Source organism: Bacillus sp. FSL W8-0183 (genome assembly GCF_038006825.1).
GTDB classification, from domain to species: Bacteria; Bacillota; Bacilli; order Bacillales; family Bacillaceae; genus Bacillus; species Bacillus altitudinis.
The window spans coordinates 3,668,850-3,681,299 of the sequence record NZ_JBBOVY010000001.1 but is presented as its reverse complement, the minus strand read 5'-3'; the positions used below and the strand labels follow the sequence as shown (position 1 = coordinate 3,681,299).

The following is a 12,450-nucleotide window of genomic DNA, read 5'->3' as shown; positions in this document are numbered from 1 at the left end:
AGGTAAAATACATATATCGAATAGTTAGTATTCCTTTTGTCTATAGAAAGGGTGAACCATGTGGACATCAGACATTTAACATATTTCTTAGAAGTGGCACGGTTAAAGAGTTTTACGAAAGCATCGCAATCGCTCTATGTGTCGCAGCCGACCATTTCCAAGATGGTCAAAAACCTAGAGGATGAGCTAGGTGTGCAGTTGTTTTACCGTAATGGCAGACAGGTTGAAATGACAGATGCTGGACAAACCATGTATACACAGGCGAGTGAAATCACACAATCCTTTCAGAATTTAACGAGTGAATTAAATGATTTAATGAATGTGAAAAAAGGACATATCCGAATAGGGCTGCCGCCCATGATTGGATCAAGCTTTTTCCCAAATGTGATGGGGGAATTCCGCCAGCAGTATCCAGATGTCACCTTTCAATTGGTGGAGCATGGCTCCATTAAAGTAGAGGAAGGGGTAGAGGATGGATCATTAGATATTGGTGTCATTGTTCTGCCTGCAAATGATAAAATTTTTCATACATACACCATCATTAAAGAGAATATGAAGCTTGTCACCCATCCATCACATCCGATGGCAGGACGTGATGAGGTTCATTTGGCTGATTTAAAGGAAGAGTCTTTTATTTTCTTTCGAGAAGATTTCGTTCTGCACAGCCGAATCTTAAATGAATGTATGAATGCGGGATTCAGGCCGAACGTTATTTATGAAACGTCACAATGGGATTTCATCAGTGAAATGGTTGCTGAGAACCTTGGAATCGGGCTTCTGCCTGAACGGATTTGCCGTGATCTAGATCCTGATAAAGTGAGGATCATTTCCTTAAATCCGTCTATTCCGTGGCATTTGGGTGTCATTTGGCGAAAGGACCGCTACTTGTCCTTTGCTGCAAGAGAATGGTTAAAGCATACAAAATCCTATGTGTGGGATGCAGAGTAAAAGGGAGGACGATACAGATGAAATTAAGCTGCGTGTCTCATCTTTTGGAAAAGGTTCGAGCGGAAAATCCGCTTGTCCATAATATCACCAACCAAGTTGTGACGAACTTTACAGCGAATGGACTGCTTGCTTTAGGTGCTTCTCCAGTCATGGCAAATGCCAAAGAAGAAGTGGCAGAAATGGCGCAATTAGCGGATGCACTTGTGCTGAATATCGGCACACTAACAAAGGATACGGTGGAGGCGATGGTCATTGCTGGACAAGCGGCCAATGAAAAAGGTGTACCGGTTCTATTAGATCCTGTTGGTGTTGGTGCGACAACGTTTCGGACGAGTGCGGCGAAACAGCTGTTACAGCAAGTGGGCATCACTGTTGTCAGAGGGAATGCTGCTGAAATAGCTCATTTAATTGGAGTGAAAGGCTGGCAGTCAAAAGGGGTTGATGCAAAAGGGGCAAATGGAGATGTATCGTCTTTAGCAAAGCAGGCGGCAAAAGCCCTTCAAACCGTTGTGGCGATTACGGGAAAAGTGGATGTCGTGTCAGATGGAGAAGAGGTTCTATCTATTCATAATGGACACGAATGGTTAACCAAGGTGACGGGGACTGGCTGTTTACTCACCTCTGTCATAGGGGCATTTTGTGCAACAGGGGAACGGCCCATTCATGCGTCGGCATCAGCTCTGCTGTTTTATGGTGTCGCTGCAGAAAAGGCAGCTCAGCAGACAGAAGAGAAAGGGCCAGGCACCTTTCAAATCGAATTGTTAAATGCGCTATCCAATACAAATGGTCAAGATGTGATCACGTTAGGGAAAATAGGGGGAGTTTTGCATGACGAAGGTTGATCAGCAGCTAATCAAACAGCAATTATCGGTTTATTTTATTATGGGAACAGCGAATACAAGCCGGCATCCGCTTGATGTGGTGAAAGAGGCCATTCAAGGCGGGATCACGATGTTTCAGTTTCGTGAAAAGGGTGAAGGTGCTCTGCAAGGTGAAGAAAAGAAAAAAATCGCTCAGCAGATTCAAGCACTTTGCCAAGAAGCGAATATCCCCTTTATCGTAAATGATGATGTACAGCTTGCAATAGATCTTGATGCAGATGGTGTCCATGTTGGGCAGGAAGATACACTTGCACAAGATGTACGGCAAAGAATCGGGAATAAAATATTAGGCGTGTCCACGCACAATCTAGATGAAGTGAGGCAAGCGATGAAGGACGGGGCAGACTACGTTGGGATGGGTCCAGTCTATCCTACAGAAACAAAAAAGGATACACGCAGTGTCCAAGGTGTTTCTTTAATCAACGAAGTACGTCAACACGGTCTTCACATTCCTATTGTGGGCATCGGCGGGATCACGTATGAAAATGCGGCACCAGTCATCCAAGCGGGAGCCGATGGCATTAGCATCATCAGCGCCATTAGCCAAAGCGCTGATCCGAAAAAAGCTGCGGAAGAACTAACATCTCTTGTCGAGTCAGAGAAAGTAGCTCTTTCATCTGTAAAAGACATGGATTGACTCATCCATGTCTTTTCTTATCTGCGTGAAAAATAGACAGTAGAGATACAATTGTGTACAATCTAATTGTTCGATTGTTTTCGAAATGACAGGTAAATAAAGGAGAATGAATGATGGAAGTGCTCGATACGTATTTTCGCCGATATGATGAAGCGGGAAAAGGGCAAGAGCAAATGAACGAATTGCTGGCATTGTTTTCAGATGATGTCATGATTGTCTTAAATGGTGCTGAAAAGCCTGGCATCCAAGCGTTCACACAGTTTTTGAACACATTTTTCCACGTACATGAAGACATTAAGCATATGTGGGATGGCTGGGTGAAACGTGAAGATGGAAAGTATGAAACAAACTGGGCTGTTTGCGGAAAGTTAACAGACGGTCGTGTATATACAGCAGAAGGCATTGATATTGCGGAGCTGGATGATCAAGGAAAGATCGTTTATTTAGAAAACGTCCCGAAAAACCCAGAGTTATTCCAGCGATATTAAGAAGCCGGCAGAGCAGATATTTTCCCCTCTAATTAGACAGTATGAGATAATAAGCAAGCATGAGGCTTGCTTATTATTAGATTTATTTATCCGTAAATAGCTTATCAATCAAACTTATAGCAACAAAACAAAATGGAAATGCAATGAAAATGTACAGAACATTTTTAGGTACAAACATATTGTAATAATAGAAAAATACACTCATAAATAAAATCATCACTGCATACTTGATCATACTCTTCACAACATTCCTCCTAGTATATATCTACCAACCATTATTAGCGCGCTTATCCCTCTTATCTAACTGTTTAGCAATTTGAGTTCCGATATCCAAATCATTTAATGAAATTGCGACAGCAACACCAATAGAGATCGCTAATTTTTTAGCTTCCGCTTTACTTTTTTAATAATAAATGATTGTATAACACCTACACCACCCCTACAGCAAAACCAATCACTGCATTGAAAACTGCACCTGCAAACTTAACAGGCACACCGACCTTTATCTCTAATGATAGCAGCTTGAATTTCTTTCACTTCAAAAGAAGAAACAAATACATCTTTAGCAAATACAAAATCATCATTCTCTTCTAGTGTTGGCATCATTTATTCCCTCCACTATCTCTTTTTGTGCTGCTGTCAATTAATCATTCCATTCAATTCTATAATCACGATCGATTCCAGAAAAAATTAAACCAGTGTGCTCCGTAGAATACCGTCACACACTGGTAGCTTAGACTTCTTTTATTTGTCTAACGAATAAGCGTCAATCGCTTCTTTAGCAGATGTTTCTTGATCAAAAAGAAGATATCGGCTGTACACTTCGCTTAAATGCAGGGGACCTTCGTCTAAGTTTTCAACTAGCTCAAAAATATCTAGTACGGCTACTAGTTTTGTGGTTGTTTGTCCATGATCTCCATTTTCAAATGTCTCATCTGGAAAATGGTCTTTGACGATTTGTTTCACTTTTCGATTGTTTTTTGCTCTCACTAAAATGATTCGTTCCTCAAAGATTTTATCCGGTCTCACCTTTGGTGAGGAGCGAGATTCAAATAATAATTTTGCTGAGTACAATTTATGCATATGTTTCACTTCTTCCTTGTGGGGTGACTTTCCCAGTATATGTTTAAAATGATAACATAAGAATAACAAGAGAATTGAAGTCTATGGGGGGTAATAGGGTTGAAAAGAATCATTGATAACAGAGGAGAAGTTCATGAAATTCTGCTGATCATCATCACATGCTGTTCGTTGATCACGTTGAGGAAATGTGACAAGTTAGAAAGATATAAAGAGAGATTAAAAGGCCAATTTATCCCATATTGAGTACAGTTTTGAAATAGCAAGAACACTGAAAAAGCCGGCAGAGCAGCCGGCTTTTTCTCATCAATCTGTATCCATATGCATACCTGTGTGTGCTTTTACTTGAATTTCTGTAAAGGTGTCTTCATCTGCTTTTTCAGAGGAGAAAATGGTGCCTAAGTAAGCCGCAAGGAATCCGAGCGGGATCGAGATAATCCCAGGGTTCGATAGTGGGATAAGCGGCTCTCCTGTGAAAATGGCTGCCCCTGATGGGTCCCAGACGCTTGGGCTGAGTGACACGATCAGGAGTGCGCTCAGAAGACCTGTTAAGCTTCCTGCGATAGCCCCTGTTGAGTTAAATCGTTTCCAAAAGACAGTGAAGATAATCAACGGTAAATTCGCACTTGCTGCCACTGCAAAGGCAAGTGACACAAGAAAAGCGACGTTTAAAGATTGTGCAAATAATGCAAGAATGATGGAAAGGATAGCCACGCCGATAGAAGCAAAGCGTGCCGCCTTCACCTGTTCACGTTCACTCGCTTTTCCTTTGCGGATAATCTGGCTATAAAAGTCATGAGCAAAGGCAGACGCGGCGGATAAAACGAGACCGGTGACCACTGCCAGTATAGTCGCAAAGGCAATAGCGGAAACAAAGGCAAATAATAAATCTCCCCCTAGGGCCTGTGCAAGCAGTGGTGCTGCCATGTTTCCTGCTGCATCGGCTGCCGTAATTGCATCTGTTCCGACAAAAGCAGCGGCACCGAAGCCGAGGAAAACCGTCATTAAATAAAAAATCCCGATGATCCACGTAGCGGATAGAACAGATTTACGCGCAGAAATGGCATCCTTTACCGTATAAAAACGGATCAAAATATGCGGCAAACCTGCTGTTCCAAGCACAAGTGCAAGGTTCAGAGACAGGGTCTCTAAAGGCACATCATATTTATTTCCCGGGTGAAGAAAAGCTTCACCAAGCGGGGTCGCTGTTTTCATCTGTTCAAACATCTTCAGCAGACTAAAATCAAATTTGGCAAACACAAGCAGCGAAATAATCAGCGTGCCCAGCATGAGAAGCACAGCTTTAGTGATCTGTACCCAGCTTGTTGCGATCATGCCGCCAAACACGACATAAATAGTCATCAAGACACCTACGATCAGCACCGCAATCCAGTAATCAATGCCAAGAAGCAGTTTGATTAATGCACCTGCCCCAACAAGCTGTGCAATCATATAAAAAGTTGAGACTGTGATTGTGTTAAATGCGGCTACCCCTCGAATGGCAGGACGCTTAAATCGTGCAGCAATCATATCAGCCATCGTATATTTTCCTAGATTTCGCAGTGGTTCAGCCACGACATAAAGGACGACAAGATACGCTACAAGAAAGCCAATACTATAGAAAAAGCCGTCAAATCCATTTAAGGCGATCATGCCGGCGATCCCTAAAAATGAAGCAGCAGACATATAGTCCCCGGCAATGGCAAGGCCGTTCTGAAACCCAGTCAGACCGCCGCCTGCTGTGTAAAAATCACTCGCACTGCTTGTTTTTTTCGCAGCAAAATACGTGATGACCAATGTGAGCCCTACGATCGCTATGAATAAAATAAAAGCGGTCATACTCATTCGTCATCACCTCTTGATTCAACTTTTAAAGCGCTTACATATTTGTCGAACTGAGCTGCTTTTTTTGCATAAAGTCCACATAAAACCCATGTCATCACAAATTGCGTGAGGGCAAATAACCAAGCCCACGTGATCGCTCCAATTGCTGGCGTGTTCAAAAAGGTGAAGTAGGATGTAGCAACCGGAAGTGAAAAGTAAAAGAGAAAAAAGAAAATCGTCATCGGTACGATAAATCTGCGTTTTTCCTCAAGAAGTTTTCGAAAATCCTTTGAAGCGGCAACCTTCTTATAATGAACGTTTTTGTCTGCCATTGTTTCCTCCTTTGTACGAATTAGGGACAAGGTACTCCAATGCATATGAGACGATCTGGTTGTTTATGACAGTATATCATAAAAAAGGCACCCGAAAAGGGTGCTTTCTACCGATAATGTGCAAGAAATGTTTGTCTTGCTTTTTCATATGCTTCTGCATCAAAATGATCTCCACATTTGTGTAAACACCAGGGCTCTTCTTGCCTTGCAATCCCAACCTCATATCCCTGCTGTGCAAACTCAAAAGATTGTGACACATCATAAAAATGAAACCCGTCTAAGAGGTCCTCGCGCCACTTGATATCATATTGTGTTGCCATAAAAAGCCCGTCAATAGCAGAAGCTTTGATATAACCTTGGGGCTCTGTCTGTGGATGACCAGATTCAAACGTTAGCAGCTGATAGGTGTCGTGCCGATATTCAATGACTTTCCCTCTGCAATCATGGCTCTCCCACCAGATTCCATTGTCTGGAACACTTTCTGCACCTATTACCCCAAGCATGCCAAGTGACGGATTTTGCAAGAAAAGTGGAATTAGCTCGAGAAGCATATGCTGTTTGACGATGAGTGTATCTTGATGAAGATAAATTTTAAACTGTGCAGGATGAGTGAGAGCTTCATTGTATGCAGAGGTCATACTTGATGCATGTCTAATGGGCAAAACCTCTACATGATACCCGTGCGGAGCAGGAAGTGAAGCGAGCTGCCGGAAGCAAGCTTGAAACATCGACTCATCATTTACACATAAAACAAATAAGATGGTGGGGCTACTCATTGAGTTGAACCGCCTCAACCACGTATTGATAGGCTGTCGCAGCCTCGTTAAAATCAAAACGGATGCCATGTTTTACGAGTAATTCATGTAGATCATTCATGACGCCCGTATAGGAAGGGTGTTGTACACGAATGGTTTCAAGCTCACGAACATGAAACCCGGCTGACTGAAAGAGGGCATGAATTTCGTGAAGGGTAAAGAAGCGTAAATGTGTTTGATCCATTAACCCTGCATCTGTATAAGTAAATCTCCCGGCTAGTAATTCTAAAACCGTTGAAATATGACCAATATTCGGAATGGAAGACAAGATGGCCCCTTCCCTTTTTAGAAAGGGTTTGACCTTTTTTAAAACGGCCCAAGGGTCCAATAAATGTTCAAGAACATCTCCGAAAATGATACAGTCAAATTGTTCATGCTGATAAGGCAGCGCCATCTGTTCAATATTGCCGCATAAAACATGATCCAGCGCTTTCTCAGCCTGCTTTGCCGCATCTTCAAAAGATTCAATTCCATATATGGTACGGTCTTGCTGTTTTAGGACTTTGCCAAGCTGGCCTGTGCCGCATCCGATATCCAAGATAGACGTCCATTCCTTGCGAATACGATGGACAATCACAGGGTTCACACCGTGATAATATTGATCCTTCTTTTGATGATAATAAGATAGGGAATCTGAACTCACGCGCCACCCACCTTTCTTCTTTTTGTGTCTTATGCTTAATATATGGGTGGGGAGCTTGGTTTTATAACGAAAATGGGCAATTTTCATGAATGACAGCTAAAAAGGGGTCATATAAAGAACAGGGAACGGACTGTCCTCCTAAAAATAGAAAGACAGAACCCCATTGAGTGGAAGGGATTGGTATGATGAGGTGTTCAATTATTGTAGCGTATCGTCATGAAAGGATGTTTAAAAGGTCAATTGACAGGTTAGAACTTTAGCCAAAGCAATCTGAAAGACAAAGGATAACGGCGTTGATTACGGTTTGTTTATCATCTTCTGATCACCGTTGGATGTTAAAAAAGCTTGTATTTCCTCGATGCCTAGTCCAATTTTTTTCGCTTCTTGAATCAAATAAACCCACTCTTCGTCAACTCTTCTTTTCACTTGCGTATCCATAATATCCTCCAGTTCAATAAGACATATTCATCTGCAACCAATGACTTGAACAAACCGTCTAGTAACTGTACGTGTATGTGAATGGAGTACAAAAATAGATTTTTGTCGAAAAATGATGACATTTAACCTATTTTGTAAAATCTATCACCTACCACGTCCCTAAAAAAATGACTAAAAAACCCATAAATATTGAATTCTTACTTCTCATAATAAACAATTGTAAAGTCAGTTAAAAGATTATAAATTAAAATAATGATAAAGACCTAAATCATTTGACTCATATAAACCAATAAGGTTGACATATGCCATCAGCGTGAACAAATTTCATCTTTACAGGACGCACATATTGTTCGTTTGGGAAGTTCTTCTTAAGATGGTATTCTAAAAGAAACAGAATTCACCAAGAAGGAATGAAGAAAGACATGTATAGCCTTTTTCAAAAGTATCAAGAAGTTGTCATGTATCTGATCATGGGTGTGTGTACAACCATTGTCAACATAGTCAGCTTCTATTTATTCGTTGAGATGTTTTCTATGGATTACAAAACAGCAACGGTTGTTTCATGGGTATTTGCTGTGCTCTTTGCTTATATCACCAATAAGAAGTATGTCTTCAAGCAAAAGGCTCGTGACACAAAAAGCCTGATGCGTGAGCTTTCTTCATTTTTTAGTGTCCGTCTCATGTCTCTAGGTGTAGATCTGGGGCTGATGATTTTATTTGTGAGCCAAATGGCGCTCAACGAAACCGTCGCAAAAATTCTTGTTAACTTTGTGATTGTCGTGGTCAATTATGTCGCCAGTAAATGGTTCGTCTTCAAGAAAACAAAAGAAGATGCGATTTAACACATGAAAAAGATAGGTGATGTGAAATGAGCAGCAGGCCAGACGAATTATATGATGCCATATATCAACAAACAGAAAAGCAGCATGAACAAGTGTTGAGGCTAGTCAAAGAAATGACCGCACATCCAGAAGCATTTTCTGAACAAGAAAAGGAAAAGATCAACCGGATGGACATTGCGCTTCAAACAGCAACGGACATTTTAGAAAATTTAATGACCCCTGATACGCAAATGACCATTGTTTTAAGACAAGGGAGAATTCGTGTTGACCTAACGAAAGCGTAAAAGAAGCAGCCAATTGAAAAGCGGCTGCTTTTTATTATGCATCGCTTGTTTCCCGGAGTTGCTTTGGAGACATGCCGATTTTCTTTCGAAAGACTTTATTCAAGTAATTCGCATTTCGGTAGCCGCACTGTGTGGCGATTTCTTCAATCGAGTATTTCGTTGTTTTCAGTAACGTTTCCGCCTTTTCTAAACGAATATTGGTTAAATAATGAATCGGTGTGAAGCCAGTTGCCTTTTTGAATTCCCTCGTAAAATGACTTTTGGATAAACGTGCCGCAGCTGCCATATCGTCAGGCCCAATCTCCTCGTGAAAATGGTGGCTTGCAAATAAGGCCGCTTGGACGATGGGCTCAGGCCATTTCTCCATTTGTCCCTCAAGCTTTGGCAAATATGAATACAGTTCCATGACAAATTGATAAGCAAGGCTAGACCCCTCAAATGGATTGGTAATCCGTCTTTCACTGGCTTCATCATAAATCTTCTTTAGCAGGCGGATCGGTTTGGAATTCGGATGAAAACGCATGACCTGCTTTCCTTGATCGATAAATTGATCAAAGCAAAGGTCACAGGCTTCCCCATAAAGTGTTAAATAGAGAAATTCCCAATGTTCACTGTCTTCTGGAAAATAGTATTGATAAGCACTGGGGCTTTTCACCAGAAAGGCCTGTCCAGGCAATACTTTGAATCGTTTCTGTCCGATTTCAATCATGCCGTGTCCAGACAGTGTGAGCTGAAAGATGCACTTGCCCTGATCCTTCCGCTCTACGCCATTCCAGCAGTATAACGAAGATGATTGAACTTCCCAGCCAACAGACCAGATTTGGGCCGGCAATGTCACATCAGAATGGTGAAAACGAAATGCAAATGCTTCTTTCTTCAAATTGGAAACCCTCCTTCACAGCAAAAAACAACCTTTTTCTATTTTGAATCATGTTACACCTCATATCACATCGTACCATTCACAGCAAAAAAAGGGTATTTTTTAACGATTTTTTTACCATTGAACTTCAGCTGACGGGGCAACTAAAATAAGATTATCAGAAGAGAAAAGGGGAATGGATATGATCGACACATTACGAGCAGCATTTCACCAGCAATTTGGAGATCAGGAAGAACTCCGCTATTTTTTCGCCCCAGGCAGAGTCAATCTGATTGGTGAACACACAGATTATAATGGGGGCCATGTCTTTCCATGTGCACTCACCCTTGGTACATATGCTGCGGGAGCAAGACGATCAGATGGACGCGTCAGAATGTATTCCTTGAATTTTGAAGAAGAAGGTGTGAAAGAGTTCGATCTTTTTGAAATCGCTTTCTCGGAATCGGACGGCTGGGCGAACTATCCGAAGGGAGTATTCCAACAGTTTATCGAAGCAGGCATGGATGTGAAAGATGGCTTTGATATTGTGTATGCCGGCAATATCCCAAATGGCGCAGGCCTGTCATCCTCTGCCTCTATTGAGCTCGTCACGGCTGTCTTGATCAATGAATGGTCGTCATTCGATGTAACGCAAATCGACCTAGCCCTTCTTGCGCAGCGTGCTGAAAATGAGTTTATTGGCGTGAACTGCGGCATTATGGATCAATTTTCAATTAGTCTTGGAAAAGAAGGTCACGCTATTTTGCTCAATTGTGACACGCTTTCCTTTGAATACAGCCCATTTCGGCAAGAGGGTCTGGCACTTGTCATTGCCAATACAAATAAAAAACGAACACTTGCAGATTCAAAATACAATGAACGCCGTTCAGAATGTCAATCTGCTTTAAGCGATCTTAGAAAAGAATTAGATATCGCGCATTTATGTGAGCTCACGGAGGATGAATTCGCTAAGCATGACCATTTGATACAAGATGAAACGTGTAGAAGACGTGCAAGACATGCCATCACGGAAAACGAGAGGACCATGAAAGCAGTAAATTTTCTAAAAGATGATAAAATGGAAGAACTAGGTGCTCTCATGAAGGCGTCTCACCTTTCTTTAAAGAATGATTATGAAGTCACTGGGCTTGAGCTAGATGCACTGGCCGAAGCCGCATGGCAGCATCCAGGGGCGATTGGTTCCCGTATGACAGGTGCTGGATTTGGGGGCTGTACCGTCAGCATTGTGAAAGAAGAGCTGCTAGACTCATTTATAGAAGAAACAGGTGCGATTTATCAAGAAAAAACAGGCATTCAAGCCTCTTTTTACACAGCTGGAATTGGAGGCGGCGCTAGAGAATTAACGAAGGAGGAAATTTGATGACAATTTTAGTATGTGGAGGAGCAGGTTTTATTGGCAGTCATGCGGTAGCGGCTCTTTTGGCTAAAGGAGAACAAGTGGTGATTGTGGATAATTTGCAGACAGGTCATAAAGAGGCAGTCGTAAAGGGGGCCGTATTAGAAGAGGGAGATTTAAGGGATCACGCTTTTTTAAGACGTGTTTTTCAAACGCATGACATTGAAGCAGTCATGCACTTTGCGGCAGATTCACTTGTTGGAGAAAGTGTAACAGACCCACTGAAGTACTATGACAACAACGTCGGAGGGGCAACAGCTTTACTTCAGGTGATGAATGAATTTGATGTGAAACGCATTGTATTCTCCTCAACTGCTGCGACATATGGTGAACCAAAGCGTGTACCGATCGTTGAAACGGATGAGACGAACCCAACGAATCCTTATGGGGAAACAAAGCTCGCGATTGAAAAAATGCTGAAGTGGTCTGAGCAGGCATATGGTATCGAATACGTTGTGCTTCGCTATTTTAATGTAGCCGGTGCTCATACAGAAGGGATTGTCGGTGAAGATCATCAGCCAGAAACGCATTTAATCCCAATTATTCTGCAAGTGGCATTAGGAAAACGTGATCAAATCATGATTTACGGTGAGGATTATGAAACAGAGGATGGCACATGCATTAGAGACTACATTCATGTCATGGATTTAGTAGAGGCGCACATTCTAGCGGTTGAGCGTCTGCGTGAAGGAAAAGGAAGCGCGACGTACAACTTAGGGAACGGCACAGGCTTCTCTGTGAAGCAGGTCGTAGAAGCCGCAAGAGAAGTGACGGGCCATGCCATTCCAGCACAGGTGGCAGAAAGACGTGCGGGTGATCCAGCTAAGCTGATTGCTTCATCAGAAAAAGCGCTGAAAGAACTAGGATGGAAGCCTCAATATGCAGATCTCCACACCATCATTCAAAGTGCATGGGATTGGTTTCAGAAACATCCAGATGGCTATCAAAGTGAATAACGTGTA

At 42.1% G+C, this 12,450-nt stretch carries 15 protein-coding genes; 8 read left to right on the top strand and 7 right to left on the bottom strand.

Going from position 1 to position 12,450, the window contains the following annotated elements:
• The first annotated feature begins 60 nt into the window (after positions 1–60).
• The 4 genes from cidR (at position 61) to NSQ64_RS19420 (ending at position 2,954) form a co-directional block, all read left to right on the top strand.
• Complete coding sequence (gene cidR, locus NSQ64_RS19435) at positions 61–948, top strand: cidABC operon transcriptional activator CidR (RefSeq protein ID WP_008345526.1); 888 nt, start codon at positions 61–63, stop codon at positions 946–948.
• 17 nt (positions 949–965) lie between these two features.
• Complete coding sequence (gene thiM / locus NSQ64_RS19430; protein ID WP_035702492.1) at positions 966–1,790, top strand: hydroxyethylthiazole kinase; 825 nt, start codon at positions 966–968, stop codon at positions 1,788–1,790.
• On the top strand, positions 1,777–2,466 hold the full coding sequence (gene thiE, locus NSQ64_RS19425; protein ID WP_138279143.1) for a thiamine phosphate synthase: 690 nt from the start codon (positions 1,777–1,779) through the stop codon (positions 2,464–2,466). The genes thiM and thiE overlap by 14 nt, the downstream gene beginning before the upstream one ends.
• Before the next feature lie 113 nt (positions 2,467–2,579).
• Positions 2,580–2,954 (top strand): nuclear transport factor 2 family protein, encoded by a 375-nt coding sequence (locus tag NSQ64_RS19420; protein ID WP_008345523.1) that lies wholly within the window; start codon positions 2,580–2,582, stop codon positions 2,952–2,954.
• Positions 2,955–3,698: 744 nt separating this feature from the next.
• On the opposite strand, the gene NSQ64_RS19415 is transcribed toward NSQ64_RS19420, so the two are convergent.
• From NSQ64_RS19415 to NSQ64_RS19390, 6 genes are all read right to left on the bottom strand, one after another.
• Positions 3,699–4,037 (bottom strand): DUF4288 domain-containing protein, encoded by a 339-nt coding sequence (locus NSQ64_RS19415; RefSeq protein ID WP_319078293.1) that lies wholly within the window; start codon positions 4,035–4,037, stop codon positions 3,699–3,701.
• Positions 4,038–4,340: 303 nt separating this feature from the next.
• Positions 4,341–5,879: a solute symporter family protein gene (locus NSQ64_RS19410; RefSeq protein WP_268413365.1), complete on the bottom strand. Its 1,539-nt coding sequence runs from the start codon at positions 5,877–5,879 to the stop codon at positions 4,341–4,343.
• Positions 5,876–6,190, bottom strand: coding sequence for a DUF485 domain-containing protein (locus NSQ64_RS19405; RefSeq protein ID WP_024719499.1), 315 nt, complete (start codon positions 6,188–6,190; stop codon positions 5,876–5,878). Before NSQ64_RS19405 ends, NSQ64_RS19410 begins: the two co-directional genes overlap by 4 nt.
• Positions 6,191–6,297: 107 nt before the next feature.
• The gene (locus NSQ64_RS19400) at positions 6,298–6,966 is read right to left on the bottom strand and encodes a glycosyltransferase family protein (RefSeq protein ID WP_326112179.1); all 669 of its coding nucleotides are present in this window, start codon (positions 6,964–6,966) and stop codon (positions 6,298–6,300) included.
• Positions 6,959–7,648: a class I SAM-dependent methyltransferase gene (locus NSQ64_RS19395; protein WP_024719497.1), complete on the bottom strand. Its 690-nt coding sequence runs from the start codon at positions 7,646–7,648 to the stop codon at positions 6,959–6,961. The genes NSQ64_RS19400 and NSQ64_RS19395 overlap by 8 nt, the downstream gene beginning before the upstream one ends.
• A gap of 297 nt (positions 7,649–7,945) precedes the next feature.
• Positions 7,946–8,086 (bottom strand): anti-repressor SinI family protein, encoded by a 141-nt coding sequence (locus NSQ64_RS19390; RefSeq protein WP_008345506.1) that lies wholly within the window; start codon positions 8,084–8,086, stop codon positions 7,946–7,948.
• 458 nt (positions 8,087–8,544) lie between these two features.
• On the opposite strand from NSQ64_RS19390, the gene NSQ64_RS19385 reads away from it, so the two are divergent.
• Positions 8,545–8,928: a GtrA family protein gene (locus NSQ64_RS19385; protein ID WP_024719496.1), complete on the top strand. Its 384-nt coding sequence runs from the start codon at positions 8,545–8,547 to the stop codon at positions 8,926–8,928.
• Between the two features lie 26 nt (positions 8,929–8,954).
• Positions 8,955–9,212, top strand: coding sequence for a hypothetical protein (locus NSQ64_RS19380; protein ID WP_008345502.1), 258 nt, complete (start codon positions 8,955–8,957; stop codon positions 9,210–9,212).
• A gap of 34 nt (positions 9,213–9,246) precedes the next feature.
• On the opposite strand, the gene NSQ64_RS19375 is transcribed toward NSQ64_RS19380, so the two are convergent.
• A complete protein-coding gene (locus NSQ64_RS19375) occupies positions 9,247–10,092 on the bottom strand; it encodes an AraC family transcriptional regulator (protein ID WP_041507958.1) in 846 nt (281 codons plus the stop codon).
• Positions 10,093–10,273: 181 nt separating this feature from the next.
• Between NSQ64_RS19375 and NSQ64_RS19370 the strand changes: the two genes are divergently transcribed.
• Both NSQ64_RS19370 and galE read left to right on the top strand, forming a co-directional pair.
• Entirely contained in the window at positions 10,274–11,452 is a 1,179-nt protein-coding gene (locus NSQ64_RS19370) for a galactokinase (protein ID WP_440180108.1), read from the top strand.
• On the top strand, positions 11,452–12,444 hold the full coding sequence (gene galE, locus NSQ64_RS19365) for a UDP-glucose 4-epimerase GalE (protein WP_142153121.1): 993 nt from the start codon (positions 11,452–11,454) through the stop codon (positions 12,442–12,444). The genes NSQ64_RS19370 and galE overlap by 1 nt, the downstream gene beginning before the upstream one ends.
• Positions 12,445–12,450 lie beyond the last annotated feature (6 nt).